The sequence below is a fragment of the Campylobacter sp. BCW_6873 genome (assembly GCF_001762365.1).
In the GTDB taxonomy this organism is placed as follows: Bacteria; Campylobacterota; Campylobacteria; order Campylobacterales; family Campylobacteraceae; genus Campylobacter_D; species Campylobacter_D jejuni.
This window is the reverse complement of the sequence record NZ_MJWS01000057.1, coordinates 53,045-75,166: the sequence shown is the minus strand read 5'-3', so window position 1 is coordinate 75,166 and position 22,122 is coordinate 53,045. Positions and strand designations below refer to the sequence as shown.

The window sequence follows — 22,122 nt, the reverse complement described above, 5'->3', positions numbered from 1 at the left end:
GACACCTTACTTGAAATAATATTTTTACTCAAATATTTTTCTCCTTCCTTATTTAAAATGATTTATTTTGAAATTAATTTCATATTTTTTATTTTTTAATAATAATATAAAATATAAAAATAAAATAGCGGAATAATAAAATATTTAAACTTAAAGTATAATTAAATACTGATTATTATATAATTATAAAATTTCAATTTAAATTTTATTTTATATAAAAAATTGATTTAATGAGAGTAAAATTAATTAAATATTGAAATTATCTGTGAAATATTTTTAATTAATTTATATTAATTAAAGCTAGCCTGTAAATTCAGTAGCTTCATAGCCCATAGGCTTATCTACAAAACAAGATTTTTCTTTTAAAAATATAACCTCTATAGTTCCGACCGGTCCATTTCTATTTTTTCCAACAATAATTTCAGCATTTTCTTGCATAGGATTTGGTATAAAAAGCCTTTGATAAGCTTTACCTTCAGCTTTAGCTTTATTCTCTCTTTCTTTTTCTTCTTGCTCCCTATAAACCTCATCGCGATATACAAATAAAATAGCATCCGCATCTTGCTCTATAGCTCCACTTTCTCGCAAATCACTCATCAAAGGACGCTTATTTGCTCTTTGCTCTAAACCACGATTAAGTTGTGAAAGTGCGATAATCGGCATATCAAGCTCCCTAGCCAAAAGCTTAAGTCCTCTTGAAATTTCACTCACTTGCAAATGCCTATCATTAAAATTTGAATTACTCATCATAAGCCCTATATAGTCAATCACACAAAGTCCTACACTTTCATCTTGAGATTTTAAACGCCTTAAAATAGCCCTTACATCAGCAATAGTTGCATAACCACTATCGTAAATATATAATTTCTTTTGACTATAATCATTACAAGCATCTCCTAAACGCTCCCATTCATCATCGTTTAAATCTGCGGTTAAAATTCTTTGTAAAGGGATAGAAGTTTTTGAAGAAAGCATTCTTTGCATGATTTGAGTTGCGGGCATTTCAAGAGAAAACAAAGCCACACCTTTATTTTGTCTTAAAACTTTATCAATGAAATTTAAACAAAGGGTTGTTTTTCCCATACCTGGGCGTGCAGCGATTATTATAAGCTCACCCCCTTTAAAACCTTTTGTCATTTTATTTAGACCCTCAAAGCCTGTATCAAGCCCTATGATATTTTTATTTTCTAAAGTTTTTTGCTTTTTAAATTCTTCAAAGAGTTCTGATATTATTATATTAACATCTTTAATATCTCTAAAATTTACACGATTTGTAATGCTAAAAATTTCTTTACCAATTTCATCTGCGATTTCACTTACGGCACGATTTTCATTAATACGAGCTGGTAAAAGATGTGCAAAACTCAAAAGTTGTCTTTTGATGGACTTTTCGCGAAGTTCATTTACATAAGCAGGCAAATCTATCATAGAAGGAGTGGCAAGAATTTCTGCTAAAATCTCTTCATCTATTTTTTTATGTTTTTTTAAAAAACTTATAGAAATAGGCTCTTTGTTGTTGCTACAAGCTATAATTGCTTTAAAAATATCTTCATGAGCTTTAAGACTAAAATCTTTCGGACTGATATCGCCTGCTATACTAGCGTAAGCTTCTTCACTCATAATGCAACTGCTTAAAATAGCTCGCTCTAAATCCAAGTCATAATACTCTTGTTGCACTAAATTTCCTTATAAATATAAATAGTTTTAAAAATTTTATCTAAAAAAACTTAAAATTATAAACTTTAATTTTTTATAAATATTTAATGTAATATTAGTTACAATTATAATCACAACATTTATTTTATTAGGAGAACACTTGAAAAAACATTTATTTTCATGTATTTTAGCTTCCATTTTAGCCCAGTCAGCTATGGCTGTAGATTTTCAAGAAGGTTTTAGTGGAAATTTAAGCATAGGTGTAGGTGCAAGAGATATTAAAAGCAATATTTCAACTTTAGCGGATAGTGATTACTTAGGTGGTTATGACGCTGATAATTCGGACTCTTCTTTTATTCCTTTTATCGGTGTAGAACTTTACTATGGTAACCTTATAGACAATGATAGAGTTTTTATCAAAAACTACAATGGAAGAGATGTCAGCGGTATAGCTTTAGGTTACGAAAAAGCTTATTTAGAGCGTTTTAGCACTTCTTTTTCTGTAATCTCTTCTTTAAGGGAAAAAGCTTATGCAAATCCTTATCAAATAGGTAATAGAGAAGAAACTGATGTTGATAGATATGGTTTTAAAATCTCTCAACTTTACGAAAGTGATTTAGGAAAATTTACAGCTTCATATTTATTTAGCAAAAACAAATATGATAAAGACGCAGTTGAGCACAGCTCTTTAAAAAGAGAGGGGTATTATCACGAGTTTGAATTAAATTACAATTATAGTTTGTTAAATTTAGGACTAAGCTATGATTATAATGATGCAGATGGAAAAGCTCAAAGTTACTCAAGATATGGTTTAAGCATGGGAGCAAATTTGGCTTTTGCTGATGACTATATTTTCACCCCAAATTTAAGTCTTAGCAGATATGAAGCAGTAGGAACAGATCCTATCTTCCACAAAAAACAAGACGGTAATATAGTTAAGCTTAATCTAAAAGTTGTTAAAAATCAATTTTTGGGCTATAACGGACTTTATGGTTTTGCAAATTATGGTATAGAAAAAAGAAATAGCGATATAGGATTTTATGATGAAACCTATCAAGTTGTTTTAACTGGAATAGGATATAAATTCTAAAAAATTATAAAAAAGCTCCTTTGATAAAATTTAAAAAAGATCTATCTCCTATAAAGATAGATCTTTAAAAATCCTTTTAAGAAAAATCCAAGCTAAAATCAAAACACAAAATTCAGCAAAAAATGGACTTAACCATACTCCATTTAAACCTATAAAGTAGGATAAAATCAAAAGAAAAAATAAAGGTATGAATAAATTTTGCATTAAACTTAAAACCAAAGAAAAGCTTGCCTTATTAAAAGCTGTCAAAAAAGAACCGCTTAGAACATTAAACCATGCAAAAAGATAATTAAAAGCAAAAAGCATCAAAGCTGTATAAGCAAAAGTTTTAAATTCTTGATCATTTTCTTTTGCAAAAAGTGCTATCAAATTTTCTCCAAATATCAATATAAATACTATAGAAAATAAAGATAAAATTCCTCCCGCAAAAAATACCACTTTTATAATAGCTTTAATCCTTAAAAAATCTTTTTTAGCATAATTATAACTAAGTGCAGGTTGCATCGCATCCCCCATAGCAATAATGAGCATTATAATAAAACTATCAATATATAAAACTATAGAAAAGGCTGCCACGGCTTGAGTGGTAGAAATTTTTAACAAAACAAAATTTGCAAAAATACTATACAAAGAACCCGAAATATTGCCAAAAAACTCGCTACTTCCATTATAAAGAATATTTTTAAAAATTCTCAAATTTATATATAAACTTGAAAATTTAAGCTCTAAATTTTGAAATAAAAAAGGAATAATTCCAAAAATACCGCTTAAAACAATTCCTAAACAAGTTGCAAGAGCTACCGAAAACAAGCCCCAACCAAATACAACTATAAAAAGATAATCAAATACAATATTACTTAAAGCTATGATTATGTTCATAATCATACTATAGGTTGTTTTTCCACAAATTCTTAAATAATTATCCAAGGCAAAAGAAAGCATGGTAAAAGGTGCAAATAAAGCAAAAACAAACATACATTCTTTAGCCATAGTTTTAATCTCATCGCTAACATTTAGACAATCAATCAAAATAGGTCCTAAAAAATACTCCAAAATTCCAATAAAACAAGAGATTAGAAAAATAATCAATATACTAGAACTAAATATCTTTCTAGCTAAATTCTTCTTGCCTAAACCCAAATGCATAGAAATTTGCACTGCTGAACCTATAGCTATCATATCAGCCAAAGCAAAAGACATCATAATAAAGGGAATAATCAAGGCTAGTGCTGCTAAAGCATCACTTCCTAGATATTTTCCAACAAAAATTCCATCAACTATATAATAAAAAGAAATAAAGGCCATGCTTATGACATTTGGCACGGCACATTTTATAAAAAGCCTAAAAGGGCTTAAAGTGCTAAAAATATTTGACATACAAATCCTTTAAAAATATTAAAATAAAATATTTTTAAAGACGCTAGTAGAGTGCTTGAAGTCCTAAAATATAGAAATTTAAACGATAAGTTCTTATTGTTGTTTTTGTATTAGTTTTATTTTGCATTTTCATAGATTTAAATTAAAATAACTAAGAATTATAAAATTTACTTATTAATAAGTCAAATTTAGCCCGAAGGCTAAAATTTAAAGCACGGAAAGAATTTTTACAGCGTCATTTAACCCTGTAACTATACTTGCTCCATTTTTAGTAGCAATATCTCCTGCTACAAAGATACCTTTAACATTGCTTTGTTTATTTTCATCCATTAAAGGCACGCCTTTATCATCAACATTAATCCCGCATTTTTGTAAAAAATCAAGTGGAGTAGAACCACCAATAGCATAAATAATTCTATCATAAATATCGCTTGTACCATCGGTAAAATTTACCTTAGCCTTGCCACTATCATCTTCTACCTCATTAATGTCAATTCCTAGTTTTAACTCTACTTTACCCGAATTTCCAGCTTCGTGAATATCTTTAAGATTGATATCATTTAATCTTGTAAATTCTTTTTTGCGATAACAAAGGCTAACTTGATTTGAATTAGCCAAATCCACAGCGTATTCTGCTGCTGAATTTCCACCACCTACAACAAGAATTTTTTCATTTCCCAAAACTGAATTGGCATTAAAATTAATGATTTTTGTTAAAGTCATAGGAAGTTTGTAATCAGGCTTATTAGGCTTACCCATTCTACCTATAGCAACGATGATGTTTTTACACTCATAAACGCCTTTAGCTGTGCTTACTAAAAAAACTCCATTTTCATTTTTAACGCTCTCAACTTCAGAGCCAAATTCAACTTCTATATTGTGCTCTTTTAATGCGTTTTGAAAAGTTTCTATAGTACTTTCTTTGGTACCATCTTCAAAAGGAACATGTCCATGATTAGTTCCTTCGCATCCCTTATAAGCTTTATCTACTCTTTTGCCATCTTTATAAAATTGCATTAAAGTTTGGCAAATGTTATTTGATTTTTCCAGTATCAAAACTTCTTTGTTTTTAAGCTTAGCTTCAACCGCACAGCCCATGCCTGTTGGACCTGCACCTACTATAATTAAATCTATTTTTTTCATTTATATTTACCTTTCAATTCTGATTTTTTTTGTATAATTTATCAAGTTTTTTGTAAATAAAGGATTAAAAATGCGAAATTTGCTTGAAAATATTAAGAAAAATTCTCAAAAACTACTTAACTTAACACCTAAAGATAAAGAAAAAATTATTTTAAAATTAGCTCAAATTTTAAGAGAAAATTTCAAAATTATCCTAGAAGCAAATGAAAAAGATATAACAAATTTCACAAAAAGTGGAGCAATAAAAGATAGGCTTTTGTTAGATGAAAAACGCATTTTAGCTCTTTGTGAAGGCCTAGAAAAAATCGCTTATATCGAAGATCCCATAGGCAAAATTTCTAAAGGCTGGAAAAATTATACAGGTTTGAGCATAAAAAAAATAAGCATTCCTTTGGGACTCATTTGTGTTATTTACGAAGCAAGGCCTAGTCTTAGTGCTGAAATTGTAGCTTTAATGATAAAAAGTTCTAATGCTTGTGTATTTAAAGGCGGAAGTGAAGCAAAATTTACAAATGAAGCTATATTTACTCTTGTTAGCAAAATACTTAAGGAATTTGGTTTGCAAGATTGTTTTGCTATGCTTACTCAAAGAGACGAGATCAAGCAAATTCTAACTTTTGATGATTTAATCGATGTGATCATACCTCGCGGTAGTTCAAATATGATACAAGAAATCGCAAACAATACCAAAATTCCTCTTATTAAGCAAGACAAGGGCTTGTGTCATGCTTTTGTAGATCAAAGCGCTAACTTAGATATGGCTTTAAAAATAATCCTTAATGCAAAGTGTCAAAGAGTAAGTGTTTGTAATGCTTTAGAAACGCTTTTAATACATGAACAAATTGCTAAAAATTGTATAAGTCTTTTAATCCCTGAATTTGAAAAATTTAAGGTAAAAATTCACGCCCATGAAAATGCTTTGGCTTATTTTAACAACTCAAATTTAGAAGTTTTTAAAGCAAATGAAAATACCTTTGATACAGAATGGCTTGATTTTGCTTTAAGTGTAAAATTAGTAAAAGATTGCGATGAAGCTATAGAGCATATCAATAAACACAGCTCCTTGCATTCTGAAACCATTATCTCAAATGATGCTTCAAATATCGCTAAATTTCAACGCCTTATAAACTCATCTTGTATTTATGCTAATGCTTCAACGCGTTTTAGCGATGGAGGAGAATTTGGCTTTGGTGGAGAAGTTGGAATTTCAACTAGCAAATTGCATGCAAGAGGTCCTATGGGGGTTGAAGATATTTGCACTTATAAATATATAATCAATGGGGAAGGACACATTCGAGAGTGAATAAAATAGAAATGCTAAAGCAACACTTTAAAGAAATTGCTAAACTAAATTCAAGTGAACAAGTTTGGCAAATGCCTTTTTTTGCGGCTTTGGGTGTGGGTATAGTTTTAGGGTTTAGTGTATTTTTTGGAAAATTAAACTATGGACTCATTGCCATGATAGGAGCTTTATCTTTTTTATATGTTCCAAACACTCCTTTATATCATAGAATGGCTGTTGTGATGTGCTGTTCTTTTGGCATAGTTTCTAGTTTTTTCTTAGGAATTTTAACCCATTTTTTACCTGCAATTTTTGCCTTCATCCCTATAGGACTTGTGGCCATGGGAAGTTCTATTTTAATTAGATATTATAACATTGGTACACCTGGATATTTTTTCTTTGTATTTTCTTGTGTTTTAGGAGCTTATTCTCCTTTTGAAGCTAAGGATTTTATCTTTTTAGTGGGTCTTGTTTTTCTTGGGGCAATGGTAGCTAATTTAATGGCTTTTTTATATTCTATCGTTGTGATTTATGGATTTAAAAATGCTTTACCTAGCGAAATTCCACCTAGAGAATACATAGGTTTTGACGCAGTTTTTGTGGATTCTTTGATCATGGGTTCTTTTGTGGCTTTTTCTATATTTATAGGAACTTTTTTAGAACTTGAAAGAAGTTATTGGATAGCCATTTCTTGCACAGCTATTATGCAAGGTGTAACTTTAAATTCTATATGGATTAAACAAATTCAACGCATCATAGGAACGGCCTTAGGAGTATGTTTTGCATGGTGGCTTTTATCTAAACAATTTCACGATATAGAGCTTGTTTTACTTATGATGTCTTTGTTTTTTATAGGACAATTTTTAGTCAATCGAAACTATGCTTTAGCTATGATTTTCTTTACTCCTTATGCTACTTATCTTTCAGAAGCAGCTAATTTTATGAGTGAAAATGCAGATACATTGATACTCGCTCGTTTAATTGATGTCGTAATAGGAAGCATTTTAGGACTTTTAGGTGGTTTTGTAATTTATAAACCTTATCTAAGAGTACATTTTGAACGCATTGCAAAATACATCTTTAGGATAAAACGAAAAGCTTAAAAGTCAAATAAAACACAAGCATTATCCCCTAAAATTTGCTCTTGTTCTTTTTTAGATACGACAACTTCATTAAAAGCTGCTAGAGCCGATGAAAAATTAATATTTGCTTCAAAATTTGTATGCGGCCAATCACTTCCAAAAACAAAATTGCTAAGTGGAAAATGTTCTTTTAAAATTTCATATATTTTCTTTGCAAATTTTATAGCTTGTTCATTATTAACATAGTCTATTTTTGCCCTATAAAAACCGCTAATTTTAAAAAATATTCTAGAATTTTTTAAGCAAATTAAATCCTCTAAATTTGTTAAGTTTGCATTAGCTCTTGCTAAATGATCAATAACAATATTACAACCATAAGGAATTAAATTTTTAACAATATCAACAAGATTATTATCCAAATCTCTTTGAATTTCTATTTGCATTTTAAGCTTACTTAAATTTTCAAAAAATTGAGTCCAAACCGTACTTTTAAAATTTGGCAATTCTTTGCCAATTAAATTTAATCTAACTCCACAAGCTTTTCTTTCTTTTAGTTTTTGAAGCTCATCAAATTTAATACCTTCATCAACCACAACTATAGCTTTTATATTTTCATCTTTTTCGATACTCTGAAGCAAAAATTCATTATCAACACCTAAAAAACTTGGCTGAACTAAAACCCCTTTATCAAAACCATAATGATCTAAATTTGCTTTATAATCTTTAAAACTAGCGTCATAATCAGGCTTATATCTTGCATTTGCAACTGTATTTAACTTTTTCAAAAATATATGTGCATGAGTATCAATCTTCATTAAATTATCCTTATAAAATAAAACTCATTATAACAGTAGCTAAAATCGCCGCCATAAATCCTATTGGCACAGCTTTAATAAGTAAATCTTTAAATAATTTTTCCTTATATTTATCAGGACAAGATCCTAAAATTAAACTTCCTCCAGAAGAAAAAGGAGAAATAGCGGAAGCTTGAGCCCCTACAACAATACAAGAAAAAAGCAATGCCTCGCTTAATCCACTGCTTGCAGCAATGCTTGGAACTATAGGAAAAAGCGCTGGAGTAACCACACCCAAAGTACTTGAAAAAAGCGACATAAAAGCTGCAATGGCACACATTATTAACGGAATAAAAATCACATTGACCTCATTTTCTACAAGATCTGAAAATAATTTTATAGCCCCTGCTTCAACTGCTATGCTAATTAACATCCCTACTCCACAAATCATTATCAAGGTTCCCCAAGGAATTAAAGCGACAACTTGTTTCTCATCGGCTAATTTTAAAAATAAAGCAATGGCAACAAAAATCATGGCTATCATAGCTATATCTATTTTTTTATTAAAATAACTAATTGTCTCATTATGTGGAAAAATAATATTTAGCACAGGAAAGATTAAAACAACAATAATCATCATAAACATGAGAATTAAAGTAGTTTTTTGTTTATAATCAAATGGATCAGGTTTTGAAATAACACTGGTTTGCATCTTATTTTTAAAAGCATTAAACACAAAAAAAGATAATACCACAATAGGCAAAATTATAGTAAAAGCAAAAATAATACTAGAATTTATAAAAGCTTCATTTGCTTCAATACCTGAATTTTGCATCAATCCTCGAAAAATAATCCCACTTTGAGAAGTCATAAAATTTGCTCCTCCTAAAGCACCATAGTTTATGGCCATAGCTCCGGCAATTTTACTTAAACCGATTTTATCGCAAAGTAAAAAAGTAAGGGGTGCCATAAAAGCCAAAACCGTATAAAAACCCGCTCCTAAAGCAGCTATAATAGCACTAACCACAAAAATAACAAAAGGAAGTAAATAAGGATGATTAGCAAAACGATACATCAAATGTCCAGCTAATTTTTCAAGAGTTCCATTTACGGTTGCAAAATTATAAAACAATGAAACAGCAAAAATAACAAAAAATATAGAAATAGGCCAAAAAGCTATGATTTTTTTAGGAGCTAAATCCATAAAAAAGGCTCCTATAATATAAGCAAAAATCATAGCAAAAATTCCAACATTATGTCTAGTAATATAGCCTAAAATGATGGCTACTATAATACTAGAGATGATTAAAAAAACCATTATCATCCTTTAAAATATTATAGGGCTTATGATATCAAAAAATATATTTTTCAAAGCATAAAAACAAAATCTAAAATTTAAAAAATATCTATTTAGTAACAAATTTACTCATCTTATAAAATATTTTACAGAATATCTTGAATTATAACAAGCAAAAACCCTTTTTAGGCAAAAAAACAACACCATAATCCCATCTAAAAATATTTGAAAATAGAAAGAATATTCTCATAAGCTCATCTTTATAATATAGAATTAAAACACTACAGAAAAGTCAAGTTTAAAAATTTAAAAAATGTCTTGAAGAATAAAATAAAGAAAATAAAAAATTGTATAAATTTAAAAAGCTTTGGAATACTCCAAAAGCTTTTTTTATATTATTTGTTCGCTCTTTCTATATACTCACCACGCACAGTATCAACGCGTATAACTTCACCTTCTAGCACATGAAAAGGAATTTGCACTACCGCGCCTGTTTCTAAAGTAGCTGGTTTTTTATTTGATCCTTGAGTATCGCCTTTGAAATTTGGAGCTGTTTCGATGATTTTGAGTTCAACAACTTGTGGAACTTCTACGCCAATAGCTTTACCATTATGAAAAAGTACATCTACCATCATACCATCAAGCATCCATTTTTTTGCCTCGCCCACATCATCATCACTGATAGCTACTTGTTCATATGTTTGTGTATCCATAAATTGGCAATTTTCACCATCATCATAAAGATACTGCATAGTTTTATCTTCTAAATTTGGAGCTTCACATTTATCGCCTGCATGGAAAGTTTTTTCAAGTACCTTGCCATCAATAAAAGATTTGATTTTAATACGCACAAAAGCAGGACCTTTACCTGGTTTTACATGCTGATACTCAACTATTTTAAAAGGAATTCCATCGATTTCTATTTTAAGTCCCTTTTTTAAATCACCCATTGAATAAGATGCCATAAATTTCCTTTGTTAAAAAATAAAAAATAATTCTATCAAATTTTGATTGATATCACAATAAAATTATTTTATTTGATAAAAAAATAAGTAAAATTACGCTAAAATTTAAATTTAAAGCATAGTAAATGCTCGCTTCTTTTTAGAAGAGGAAAGTCCGAGCTGCTAAAGACAAGCATTCCATCTAACAGATGGCTAGGGCAACCTAAGGGATAGTGCAACAGAAAGAAAACTACCACACAAGTGGAAAAGGTGAAACGGTGGGGTAAAAGCCTACCAGCGATTTTGGCAACAATTTCGGCTATGTAAACCCAATGCGCAGCAAGAAGGGATGGTTAGCGTCTTTGTTTTAACCCTTCGCTTGATTTTGTTTGTAAAAACAAAACTAGATAAATGAGCATTCAAGACAGAACTCGGCTTATCGCTATGCTTTTTAAGATCTAACATAGGTCAAAGCTTTTTGAAATTTTTGAATTTCAACAGCCTTTGCTTTTTTCTTTTGTTCAATTAGTGCAACAGCTTCTTGCAAAAGAGCTTGAATTTGATAAAATATATCATTTATATTTTCTTTTATAAAGTCTTCTGAGGGCGATCTTTTAGCTAAATTTTTAATAAAAGCTTTCATATCAAGTTTATCAAGCAAATTTTCAAGCTTATTAATATCTTCTTGAATTAACGCGAGTTTAAAATCATTGATCCACTGTTTCATTACTATGCACTTCTCTCCAAGCTTCTAGTAAACCTTTGGTTACATTTATAACTTCATTAATTCTTTCTTCGTTATTTTCTAAATTTGCCAAAGATAAAAGTTGAATTTCTCTTGTATAAAGCCCACTTAAATAATGCGCCACATCTCCACCTTTTTCATAATCTAAAGTATTAATAAGCTCTATAAAAATAGCTGTTGTTCTTTTTACAAAGTATACTCTTTGCTCTATATCCTCGTTTCTTATCGCCACTTTAGCCCTTGCACAAAAACGCAAAATTCCCTCATAGAGCATTTCGATAAGTTTTTGCGGAGATTCTATCCCCGCTTGATTTTGAGAATAAGCATTATAAGCTAAACTATTTTGCATCTTTTTTATCCTTAATTATTAGAATTATTTGCTGCATTGATCATATTAGTCACAGTTGTTAATTGCTGATTAAGTTTATTTAAGATGCTCTCATATTGCAACCATTGATTTGCCATTGTATCATACCTTGTATCAATCAAAGTTTGAGTTGATTCTTTGGTTTGGGTTAAAGACTTAGTATCATTTGTTAAACTCTCATCGTATTTTGTTAAAGAGCCATCTTTGCCTGTTATACCTTGTAAAGTTGTTTTAAGTTGCGCAAAAACACCCACACCTTCAACTGCCTCAGCAGCAATGCTCGTTTGGCTTAAGCCAAATTGTTTAAGAAATTCGCTATCTCCTTTTATGGCAAAATCAGAACTTCCGTCGGTTTTAAAATTAAGCTTATATCCTTTTTCTCCATCTTTTTCATAAGTTTCAACTTTAACTGTTAAACCTTCAATACCTTTACTATTGATATGATCAGCTAGATTTTGAAGCATTTCTTGTTCTGTTTTTCCTGTTAATTTAAAAGTGGTTCCATCAGCATTTTTAGATAAATCATAAGTTTCAAAATTCGTAACAATTTGAAACTTACCTGAAGAAAAACTTATACCTTTATCATCACCTTCGCCCACATATTTGCTAAGACTGCCATCTTTAATTAAATCACCAGTATAGTTTATATCCTTGTATTGAGTAATGCCTGAAAAAAAGCTTTCAGTTAAATCAGGATTTTCTTTCATCTTACTTTCAAAAGTAGAAGAGTCAAAATTTAGAGTTCCTGACTCAGTCATACTTAAACCATAGTCTTGTAAAGAAAGCATTACCTTAGCACTTACTTTATTTCCATTAGTATCTTCTACGGTACCATCAACTGATTGAGTTTTAAAAAGCACAGAAATAATACTTGAGCGTATAGAGTTTACTTCGGTTACGCCTTGTAAAGAACCTTTGGTTCCTGTTTCGCTGTTATAGTCTGTAGCGGCATTAAGATTTAACACTAAATCATTATAGGCATCAACCATATCTTGCATAGCTTTAGTAACAGACTCGCTATCTTGCTGAACATCAAAGTTAATTTCACCTGTTTTATTTAAAGTCAAAGTAATACCTACACCAAGATCGGTTATAGTATTGCTCGATCTTGTCATCTTGATACCATCCATGGTAAATTTAGCATCCTGAGCTTTTTGAATATGCAAAGGATCATCTTCACTATCGATAATACCAACGCCTTTTTTATTTTTAGCAGGATCAAAACCCTCTGCACTTAAAGCTTCTTCATCAAGTTTCCAACCAAGGCTTTTAAAAACTTCTTTTGCACTCTCATCTACAGTATATTTACCCTCAGAATCCTTTGTACCTGGATAAAAGCTTATAGCACTATCTTCACCTGTTTCCTTACTCGTTAAGGTTAAGCGATAAGGTGCGTCTTTTTCTCCTGTATTTACCATCTTAGCTACAATTTCTCCACCCGTAGCAGTATTAATCTTATCAACTAAATCACTATAGGTTGTATTTTTATCTATAGTAACGCTATATTCTTTTCCATTAGAAAAAAAAGTTAAATTTGTAGGTTCTTTTAAACTTGCATTGATAATTCCTGTATCATTTACCAAACCCTTGCTTTGATAAACATCTTTTTGGGCAAGTTGAGTTACATTGATATTCATGCTTTGCAAAGCAACACCTGAAGTCACACTAAGGCTTGCAGGAGGATTATCAGTGATACTTGCTATAACCTTTCTTTTTGCAAAAGCCGTAGAGTCTCCTAAAGACGATACAGCTGCTTGAAAAGCAGAAAGCTTGGTTTTAAGCTCGGTTAAATCTTTTTGTTTGGTTGTATTTTCTTCGATTTTTTTAGTATAAGGATCAATACGAGCTTTTTGTTCAGCTTCTTTTAACTTGTCTAAGGTTTCTTGAGTTAAAACCCCAGAACCAAATCCTAAACTAGATAAACTACCAAATGCCATTTTTAACTCTCCTTATCAAATATCATTCCTATCACATCTCTAAAATACTCAGCTAATCTCATAGCTTCTTCGCTAGGAATTTGACGAATTTCCCTTCCAGTACTTTTTTCAGTCACGCTAATATACATAGAATTAATTTTATCACTATAACCAAAACGAACATTAGTATCTAAAGAATCCATTTGTTCATTTAGCTTTTTTGTAATATCAGCTAACTTTTCATTCACACCTTGTTGTTGTCCATCATCGCCTCCTTGGCTTTGACTTCTATCGGTTTGAATGTTTGAACTAGCCTGTGCCTCACTTATTCTTTGGCTAATGTTTGCCAAAGCTGTATCCATTTGCCCATTTGCCTTCGATATTTCCATTTTAAAATCCTTTTTAAAATTTCTTATTGCTAGTTAAAAGCTTATATCGACAAATTTATAAATTTATGAACACCTAGTAAAGAAAAAATTTATTTTTCAATATAAAAAACAATAAGCAAAAACTGTGCCAAAATTTTAAAAATATCTCAACTATCTTAAAAAATTTCAAATTTATTAAAAAGATCTGGATTATTTTCTAAGATATTACGCAAGATTAAATCTTCTATCACGCTTTTAGTGCAATCTGTTTGCTTAGGCCAAGTTCTTAAATAGCCCTCAGCTTCACCCTTAGCACTTGCATCCACTCCAAGTCTTTCTTCTTTGATAAAAATATCTCTTTTAGCATCAATATTATTTACCACACGCCAAACAAGCATATAAGGGTTTTCAAGCTTATTTTCGGTATCCAAAAATACTAAAATCCTAAAATGTTTTTTAAATTCTAAAAGTTTATTAAAACTTTGTTCGATTTTTTCTTTTTTATCAAGCAAAATGCAAACTATAGGACTTTTGCTTTCTTTATAAAATTGCTTTAAATTTAAAAGCTCTACCTTGGTTTTAAAAAGTTCTAACAATTTTTCATCTTCTAAAATTTCAAGCTCTTCTACTTGCGTTTCCTTACAAGCATCAAGTCCTGCTTTACCCCCAAAACAAGCATTAGGCGAAGCATGATCTAATTGATCGCAAATTCCTTCTGAAATTAAAATTTTCTTTGTATCAAAACGATTTAAGATATAAGGAATTAAAGCATTATAATCTTTCAAAGAAGGTGCATTTTTATCTACAAAAATCGCATGTTTAACAAAACTCATTTGCCCTACTCCCCAAAATGCATGCATAATTTGTTGCGCATGAGCGGGATATTTTGCATCGATTTTTGCTAAGATAAGATTATGAAAAACTCCATTTTCAGGCATATTATAATCAATTAAATCAGGTACTGAAGTTTGAAGCAAGGGTAAAAAAATTCTTTCGGTACCAAGTCCCATAATCTTATCTTCTAAAGGAGGCTTTCCTACAACCGTTGCTTGATAGATCGCATCTTTTTTAGTATAAATTTTTTCTACTTTCATCACAGGAAAAAGTTCAGCAGGAGTGTAAAAACCCGTATGATCTCCAAAAGGACCTTCGATTTTAAACTCTTCTAAATCCACATAACCTTCAATAACTACATCGCTATCATAAGGTACAAAAATACCATTTTCACAAGGGGTAAGTTTTGCAGGAGTTTTTTTAATAAAACCATAAAGCAAAAGTTCAAAAATTCCCTTAGGTAAAGGTGCTTGAGAACACCAAATATAAAGTGGATCTCCACCTATAGCTATACTTACAGGCATTTTTTTAAAACCAGCATTTTTGTATTCGTGATAAAAATTTGCCCCATCTTTATGAATTTGCCAATGCATTAAAAGTTCATTTTTATCACTCATTTGCAAACGATACATTCCAAGATTATTTTGAGTTTTATCTAAATTTTGCGTATAAACTTGCCCCATGGTGATAAATTTACCCGCATCATCTTCCCAAGTTCTAAGCACTGGAAGTTCTTCAAGAGAGTTTAAAATTTCATAATCATACAAGGCTTTATTTTTTTTCAGTCTTTTAGGAGGAACATTTTTAAAACTTAACAAATTCATAAAAAAATCCATTTTTGCTTTAAAACTCGTAGGAATATGAAGCTTGGTGAGTTTTGAAATTTCTTCAGCCACCTCTTCATAATCACGCCCAAAAGCTAAATTTAAAGCCTTTTCATTGCAAAAAGTATTCATCAAAACAGGAAATTTATATTGTTTATTTAATTTTTTATCTATAGGATTTTTAAACAATAAAGCCTTACCTTTTTCTCCTTTTTTAGCTTCTATATAGGCTAAATGAGCGATTTCAAGATCTACATCTACAGGCTCTTCAATTACCCTTAAAAGATCATTTTCTTTTAAAATTTGAATAAATTCTTTCATAGCATGCTCTCAGCTTTTTTTAAAAGTTCTTTAGCACCTTTAGCAATAAACTCCTTAGCCAAACTCTCTCCAAAACCTTTAAAATCATCTTTTTTAATCATTCTTTTATCTTTTAAAATTTCTCTTCCATCGGGTAGTCCAAGCACTGCACGCACACAAATTTCATCTCCTAAAAGCTCTGCGTTAATACCTATAGGAACTTGACAACCCCCTTCTAAAGTAGCAATAAATTCTCTTTCAATGCTTGTTTCAATCAAAGCATTTTCATCATTTAAACATTTTAAAAGTTCTAAAATTTTTTCATCATTTATACTTTCTATACCTAAAGCTCCTTGAGAGGCTGCAGGGATTAGTTCATCCTTGCTAAATTCATAAACAAAATTCACTTGCTTATCTAAGTTTAAGCGTTTAATTCCCGCCATTGCCAAAATAATCGCATCAAAATCATTATTTTTTAATTTCTCTATACGAGAATTAACATTACCACGCAAAGAAATAATCTCTAAATCAGGTCTTAACAATAAAAGCTGCATTTTACGTCTAAGACTAGTAGTGCCTATTTTTGCACCTTTTGGCAAAGAAAGAAAATCTTTATAATTTTGACTTAGCATGGCATCATTACTTTGCTCTCTTTTACTTACCGCTGCCAAAACTAAACCTTGAGGAAAAAAACTGGGCACATCTTTTAAACTATGCACCGCCAAATGTGCTTCTTTTCTTAGCATACTTTCTTCAAGTTCTTTTGTAAAAAGTCCTTTGCCGCCAATTTTTGCCAAAGGAGAATCCAGCAAAACATCACCTTTTGTTTTAAAACCTTCTAAAAGCACTTCAATTTGATGTGTATTTTTTAAAATTTGGGCTATATGTTCACTTTGCCAAAGAGCTAATTGACTTTTTCTTGTTGCGATAATAAGCTTCATTTTCTATCCTCTATAATTTCAACATCAATGATTTCTTCATTAGAATTTTGATACTCTTGCTTAGTGTATTGATATTTTGATTTAGTCATTATTTTCAAAGCAATACCAAAGAAAAATACAAAAATTCCAAAAACGCTTGTAATAATCCCTGGAAAAACAAGTAAAAACCCTGCGATAACAAAAGAAAATTGTGTTAACATATCCTTTAAGCCACCCATTTGAAATTCAAGCATATTTTTCCAAAAAATTCCCAATAAAACCGCACCAAAAATCATACTCAAAAGTATGAAAAATAAAAAATTACCAAAACCAAAAAACACTATAAAAAGTATACTTGCAATAATTTCAAGTACAAATAAAGGGCTTAAACTTAATTTATAATTCATAACACTTTCTTTTTAAGAATTTCCATAAGTTCATCAGTTTTTATAAGCTCTTTTATCAAACCTTCTCTTTGGATAAGCTCTATTTCATTCTTTTCTAATCCTTTACCAATAACTAACGCATAAGGAAAACCCATAAGTTCAAAATCATTCATTTTAACCCCAAAACGCTCATTTCTATCATCAAGCAATACTTCTAATCCAAGATTGGTTAAATCCTCATAAAGCTTATTAGCAAATTCTAAAGCCTTTTCATCTTTGAGATTTGAAACAATAATTTCAAGCACAAAAGGAGCTAAAGTTTTATTCCAAATACATCCTTTTTCATCATGACTTGCTTCAATAGCTACAGCCAACAAGCGTGAAACACCTATGCCGTAACATCCCATATAAAAAGGTTGACTTTTGCCATTTTCATCTAAAAAATTTGCATTCATCGCTTTGGAATATTTTTGTCCTAGTTTAAAAATATGCCCTACTTCTATACCTTTGCTTTGTTTTAATTTTGCTCCACATTTAGCACAGCAATCCCCTTCTTTAACTTCAATCAAATCTTTAAAACGATCTTTGTTTAAATTTACAACATCAATGCCGATTAAATGATAATCTTTTTCATTCGCACCCATAATCATTTGTTTTTCGTTTTCAAGCTCAAAATCTATATAAAAATCTATATCTTTTAATCCCACAAAACCTATAAAACCAGCTACTAAACCAGCTTTTTCTAATTCTTCTTCGCTTGCATCGACTAGTTCAAGGGCATTGCAAGCATTTTGAGCCTTGATTTCTTGCAAATCATCACTTCCTCTTATAAAAAACACAACTAATTTGCTTTCATTTTCGTAAATAGCTTTTTTTACCACTGCTTTAATCGTATAAAAAGCATTGATTTTAAAAAATTGTGCTAAAGAATCTATAGTTTTAATATTTGGAGTGTGAAATTTACTTGCATAATTTGCTTCAGGACGCTCATCTTGACAAGTTTTTTTAGCTCTTTTTGCAGCTTCAACATTAGCTGCATAATCACAATTTTCACAAATTAAAATATCATCTTCCCCATTTTTTGCTAAAACCATAAATTCCTTAGAACCACTTCCACCAATAGCCCCACTATCAGCTTCAACTGCTCTAAAATCAAGTCCCATTCTTTGTAAAATTTGAGAATAAGTTTTATACATAAGCTCAAACTCACGCCCTAAATCTTCTTCATTAGCATGAAAACTGTATCCATCTTTCATTAAAAATTCACGACATCTTAAAAGCCCAAATCTAGGTCTTGCTTCATCACGAAATTTAAGTCCAATTTGATATAAATGCAAAGGAAGTTGTTTATAGCTTGTGATTTTGTTTTTTACCAAAGAAAGCATAGCTTCTTCATGTGTTGGACCTAAAACAAATTCATTTTCTTTTCTGTCTTTAAAACGCAGAAGTTCTTTTCCAAAAACATTATAACGCCCACTTTCTTGCCACAAACTTGCAGGAGTGATAAAACTAAGATTTACTTCTTGTGCTCCAGCCTTATCCATTTCTTCTTTAACTATATTTTTAATCTTGTCTAAAACTCTTTTTCCCAAAGGCAAGAAATTATAAAGTCCACTACCAATTTGTTCTACAAAACCTGCACGCGTTAAAAAAATATGACTAGGTAAACTCGCATCTTTTGGCGCTTCTTTTAAGCTTGGTGCATAAAATTTAGTAAATCTCATCATTATTCTCCATATCAAATTCACATTTATATTGATTTAAACCTTCAAGATTATTTTGCAAATCAAAAACATAACGCATAGCATTAATCACTGTATCGCTTTGCATTTTACCTTGTAAATGCTTCAAATTTACAGTAGGTGTGTGTAAAAAAGCCTTAAAAACTTGATGAATCAACTTTCTAGCCTCTTCTTTGTCGGATTTTTTCAAGTATCCTTTTTTTAACGCAATTTCAAGTTGTTTATCTGCATATTCTTTAGCTTGCAAGCGTATAGCTTTGATAATAGGCATCAAAGCCAAATCGTTTAAATATCTAAAAAATTCACTTGTTTCACGACCTATTATCCCATAAGCCATACGAGCTTCTTGTTCTCTTAGTGCTAAATTTTTTTGAACCACAATCTCAAGATCATCTACGGCAAAAACAGATATATTTTCATTTTCATTGATATCAATATCCCTTGGAACTGCAATATCAAAAAAATACCTTTTATAAGGAAGTTCTTCTATTAAAGCATTTGTAATAATAGCATTTGGTGCATTGGTAGCTGAGAAAAAAAACTCGTATTGATTTAAATATTTTTTTAAATTTTCTAAACTATCATATTCGCTTAAAACACCAAGTCTCTCGCACAAATCTTTGGCTTTTTGTAAATCACGATTTAAAATAATCACTTTAGCACCCGCAGCAATTAAATGTTTTGCTGCAAGTTCCCCCATCTCTCCAGCTCCAATAACAACAGCTTTTTTCTGTGTTAAATCTGCAAGTTCTTTTGCTTTTGCCACAGCAACACTGGACACAGAAATAGGATTTTTAGAAATTTGAGTTTCATTGCGTACCTTAGCAGCACATTTAAAAGCACTATGTACTGCTCGTGAAAGGTGCACTCCGCAAAAATTATTTTTTACGGCAAAAGCAAAGGCATCTTTTAATTGTCCTGCTATCTGAGTTTCTCCAACCACCAAACTATCCAAAGAACTTGCTACGGAAAAAAGATGATGGATTGCTCCACTATCTTCAAAAATATCAGCTTTTTCAAGTAAAATATCTTTATCCACATCACAAAGCAAAGCCAAAGATTTAACAATAAACTCCGCACAGGCCATTTTTACAAAAGCAACAATTTCAACACGATTGCAAGTACTTATAACCAAACATTCTTCAATATTTTCATGAGTGCTAATGATTTTTAAAAACTCACTTTTTTTAGCTTCATTGGAAAAGCTTAACTTTTCCCTTAAGGCAATATCTGTATTTTTATGAGTAAAAGATATACAATAATACATTAAAATTCCCTATCTATCATAGCTTTAATAATATCATTAAGCTTGTTATTATCATATTTTTCAATCGCTTTACTAGCCTTTTTTGCATAAGTTTTAGCTTCTAAAATAGCTTTTTCCAAAGCTTTTTGTTCTTCAAATTTAGTTTTTAGCCACTCTTTTTCATTTTTATTTAAATCTTTTTTAAATAAAGTCTGCAAATATATCCTATCTTGTTCTTGTAAATTTTCATAAAGATAAATATAAGGTAAGGTAGTCTTACCCTCTTTAAAATCATTCATAGCAGGTTTTCCAAGAATTTTTTCATCACTCTTAATATCTAAAATATCATCAATCATCTGAAAAGCGAGTCCTAAATTTTTTCCATATTCTGCAAAATCTTTTTCATATAATCCAGCCAAAATAGCTCCGCATCTCGCACTTGCTTCGATCAAAACAGCTGTTTTATTATAGATCATTTTCAAATAAGCTTCTTTATTGATATTAAATTTCTCTCCCAAATCAACATCCATAAGTTCGCCTATAGCAAGCTTTACAACAGCATCTGAAATAATACTTGCAAATCTAGTATCCATTTTGCTTAATTCATAAAAGGCTTTTGAATACAAAATATCGCCCAACATAAGAGCATTTTTTGTGCCAAATTCAGCATTAACAGATCTTGCTCCACGCCTTAATTCACTCTCATCGATAATATCATCATGCAACAAACTAGCAAGATGTATCAATTCTATAGCTGCGCAAATTTTAAAAGCAATCTCACTCTCATCTGCGATAGCTAATAATAATTTAGAGCGTAATTTCTTTCCTGATTTTACATTTGAAAGCATATTTAAAATAGGTTCATAGCCAAGTTCTTGTAAAAACTGTTTTATTAATTCATCTATTTTTTGCACTATCTTTTCCTTGTTAATTGCTATTATTATTTTCTTTGTTTGTTAATGGTTTTACCTGAGGTTCGTTAAAATTAATCATAGGAACAACCTGATTGTTTTGCGGTGGATTTTGTAAAGCTTTTTTTCTCGGATCTAAAAATTCTACCATTAAACGAGATTCCTTATCTTCTATATAAACTGTAAAAGTTGCCAAACCTTTATTATAAGCACTAAATTCTAAAATCAGTCTTGCTCTATCAATATGTGGATTGGTATAATCAGGTATTAAAGTTTGAGTTACCCAATCTAAATTTCTTCTTAAACTCATCACAAATTGACGCGGATATTTGCGAAATTTCGAATGTACGATGATATTAGTATTATCAAACAAAGTCCAATAAAAATCAAAATTTTGCACCTTATCTTCATAGCCTATTTCTTTAATCTGCACACTAGCTCTCTCATCTTTTTTAAGTATAAATTTATAAGTATAATCAAAAGTTGGTTCAGATGCTAAAACATTGCTAAAAATAAAAAAAATACAAATTAAACAAGGGCTTATTTTAAACAATTTTAGCCTTCGTGTCCTAAAATTTTTGCGCCTAATTCTATATAAATATCATTTTGCCTTTCTTCTATAAAATCACCATTTTCTAATATGAAATTTTTTACATCCATTTCTGTTAAACCTTGTTTTTCTAAAAGTTCTACCATGGCAATATGATCAGCAAAAAATTCCTCAAAAACTTTTTCTAAGGCTCCTAAATTTCCATTTTGTATAATTTCTATAAATTTTTCTTTTGGAGTTTTATTAAACAATTCATCAAAAAAATCCATTAATTTTCCTTGAAAATATAAGTTTTTGATTATAAAATTTTAATCGTTAAAAGTAGCTAAATTAAAATAATTAAAATTT

The 22,122-nt window shown here is 30.3% G+C and carries 21 protein-coding genes and 1 other RNA gene; 4 read left to right on the top strand and 18 right to left on the bottom strand.

The window, feature by feature from the left end:
• Positions 1-300: 300 nt before the first annotated feature.
• Positions 301-1,677: a replicative DNA helicase gene (locus AJ932_RS03710; protein ID WP_070278829.1), complete on the bottom strand. Its 1,377-nt coding sequence runs from the start codon at positions 1,675-1,677 to the stop codon at positions 301-303.
• A gap of 139 nt (positions 1,678-1,816) precedes the next feature.
• On the opposite strand from AJ932_RS03710, the gene AJ932_RS03705 reads away from it, so the two are divergent.
• Positions 1,817-2,746, top strand: a complete 930-nt coding sequence (locus AJ932_RS03705; RefSeq protein WP_070233434.1) for a DUF2860 family protein — start codon at positions 1,817-1,819, stop codon at positions 2,744-2,746.
• Positions 2,747-2,794: 48 nt separating this feature from the next.
• On the opposite strand, the gene AJ932_RS03700 is transcribed toward AJ932_RS03705, so the two are convergent.
• Complete coding sequence (locus tag AJ932_RS03700; protein ID WP_070278830.1) at positions 2,795-4,123, bottom strand: MATE family efflux transporter; 1,329 nt, start codon at positions 4,121-4,123, stop codon at positions 2,795-2,797.
• A 207-nt stretch (positions 4,124-4,330) separates the two neighbouring features.
• Positions 4,331-5,266: an NAD(P)-binding domain-containing protein gene (locus AJ932_RS03695; RefSeq protein WP_070278832.1), complete on the bottom strand. Its 936-nt coding sequence runs from the start codon at positions 5,264-5,266 to the stop codon at positions 4,331-4,333.
• A gap of 70 nt (positions 5,267-5,336) precedes the next feature.
• On the opposite strand from AJ932_RS03695, the gene AJ932_RS03690 reads away from it, so the two are divergent.
• On the top strand, positions 5,337-6,569 hold the full coding sequence (locus tag AJ932_RS03690; protein ID WP_070278836.1) for a glutamate-5-semialdehyde dehydrogenase: 1,233 nt from the start codon (positions 5,337-5,339) through the stop codon (positions 6,567-6,569).
• Positions 6,566-7,651 (top strand): FUSC family protein, encoded by a 1,086-nt coding sequence (locus AJ932_RS03685; protein ID WP_070248453.1) that lies wholly within the window; start codon positions 6,566-6,568, stop codon positions 7,649-7,651. The genes AJ932_RS03690 and AJ932_RS03685 overlap by 4 nt, the downstream gene beginning before the upstream one ends.
• Here the strand turns inward: AJ932_RS03685 and AJ932_RS03680 are convergent.
• The 3 genes from AJ932_RS03680 to efp form a co-directional block, all read right to left on the bottom strand.
• Complete coding sequence (locus tag AJ932_RS03680; protein ID WP_070278838.1) at positions 7,648-8,445, bottom strand: amidohydrolase family protein; 798 nt, start codon at positions 8,443-8,445, stop codon at positions 7,648-7,650. The two genes, AJ932_RS03685 and AJ932_RS03680, sit on opposite strands and share 4 nt — an antisense overlap.
• 10 nt (positions 8,446-8,455) lie before the next feature.
• Positions 8,456-9,748 (bottom strand): SLC13 family permease, encoded by a 1,293-nt coding sequence (locus AJ932_RS03675; RefSeq protein ID WP_079860686.1) that lies wholly within the window; start codon positions 9,746-9,748, stop codon positions 8,456-8,458.
• Between the two features lie 368 nt (positions 9,749-10,116).
• On the bottom strand, positions 10,117-10,686 hold the full coding sequence (gene efp, locus AJ932_RS03670) for an elongation factor P (RefSeq protein ID WP_002855210.1): 570 nt from the start codon (positions 10,684-10,686) through the stop codon (positions 10,117-10,119).
• A 113-nt stretch (positions 10,687-10,799) separates the two neighbouring features.
• On the opposite strand from efp, the gene rnpB reads away from it, so the two are divergent.
• An RNA gene (gene rnpB / locus AJ932_RS03665) (RNase P RNA component class A) lies at positions 10,800-11,120 on the top strand.
• Here the strand turns inward: rnpB and AJ932_RS03660 are convergent.
• The 12 genes from AJ932_RS03660 to AJ932_RS03605 all read right to left on the bottom strand — a co-directional run bounded on the left by AJ932_RS03660 (position 11,117) and on the right by AJ932_RS03605 (position 22,043).
• Positions 11,117-11,392 (bottom strand): hypothetical protein, encoded by a 276-nt coding sequence (locus AJ932_RS03660; protein WP_002861272.1) that lies wholly within the window; start codon positions 11,390-11,392, stop codon positions 11,117-11,119. The genes rnpB and AJ932_RS03660 overlap by 4 nt on opposite strands.
• Positions 11,373-11,759, bottom strand: a complete 387-nt coding sequence (gene fliS, locus AJ932_RS03655) for a flagellar export chaperone FliS (RefSeq protein ID WP_002861271.1) — start codon at positions 11,757-11,759, stop codon at positions 11,373-11,375. The genes AJ932_RS03660 and fliS overlap by 20 nt, the downstream gene beginning before the upstream one ends.
• Positions 11,760-11,770: 11 nt before the next feature.
• The gene (gene fliD / locus AJ932_RS03650; protein ID WP_070278843.1) at positions 11,771-13,714 is read right to left on the bottom strand and encodes a flagellar filament capping protein FliD; all 1,944 of its coding nucleotides are present in this window, start codon (positions 13,712-13,714) and stop codon (positions 11,771-11,773) included.
• A gap of 2 nt (positions 13,715-13,716) precedes the next feature.
• Entirely contained in the window at positions 13,717-14,082 is a 366-nt protein-coding gene (locus tag AJ932_RS03645; protein ID WP_044778755.1) for a FlaG family protein, read from the bottom strand.
• Between the two features lie 155 nt (positions 14,083-14,237).
• Entirely contained in the window at positions 14,238-16,040 is a 1,803-nt protein-coding gene (locus AJ932_RS03640) for a menaquinone biosynthesis decarboxylase (RefSeq protein ID WP_070278845.1), read from the bottom strand.
• Positions 16,037-16,960, bottom strand: coding sequence for a hydroxymethylbilane synthase (gene hemC, locus AJ932_RS03635; RefSeq protein WP_070276563.1), 924 nt, complete (start codon positions 16,958-16,960; stop codon positions 16,037-16,039). The genes AJ932_RS03640 and hemC overlap by 4 nt, the downstream gene beginning before the upstream one ends.
• A complete protein-coding gene (gene fxsA / locus AJ932_RS03630; RefSeq protein WP_070233421.1) occupies positions 16,957-17,346 on the bottom strand; it encodes an FxsA family membrane protein in 390 nt (129 codons plus the stop codon). Before fxsA ends, hemC begins: the two co-directional genes overlap by 4 nt.
• Positions 17,343-19,052, bottom strand: a complete 1,710-nt coding sequence (locus AJ932_RS03625) for a proline--tRNA ligase (protein WP_079860126.1) — start codon at positions 19,050-19,052, stop codon at positions 17,343-17,345. The genes fxsA and AJ932_RS03625 overlap by 4 nt, the downstream gene beginning before the upstream one ends.
• Positions 19,036-20,334 carry a glutamyl-tRNA reductase gene (hemA, locus tag AJ932_RS03620; protein WP_053872533.1) on the bottom strand — a complete coding sequence of 433 codons (1,299 nt, stop codon included), beginning with the start codon at positions 20,332-20,334 and terminating at the stop codon, positions 19,036-19,038. The genes AJ932_RS03625 and hemA overlap by 17 nt, the downstream gene beginning before the upstream one ends.
• A complete protein-coding gene (locus AJ932_RS03615) occupies positions 20,334-21,227 on the bottom strand; it encodes a hexaprenyl-diphosphate synthase (protein WP_070233420.1) in 894 nt (297 codons plus the stop codon). Before AJ932_RS03615 ends, hemA begins: the two co-directional genes overlap by 1 nt.
• 13 nt (positions 21,228-21,240) lie before the next feature.
• Positions 21,241-21,777, bottom strand: a complete 537-nt coding sequence (locus tag AJ932_RS03610) for a hypothetical protein (RefSeq protein ID WP_002870948.1) — start codon at positions 21,775-21,777, stop codon at positions 21,241-21,243.
• A 2-nt stretch (positions 21,778-21,779) separates the two neighbouring features.
• A complete protein-coding gene (locus AJ932_RS03605) occupies positions 21,780-22,043 on the bottom strand; it encodes a DUF2018 family protein (protein WP_070233419.1) in 264 nt (87 codons plus the stop codon).
• Positions 22,044-22,122 lie beyond the last annotated feature (79 nt).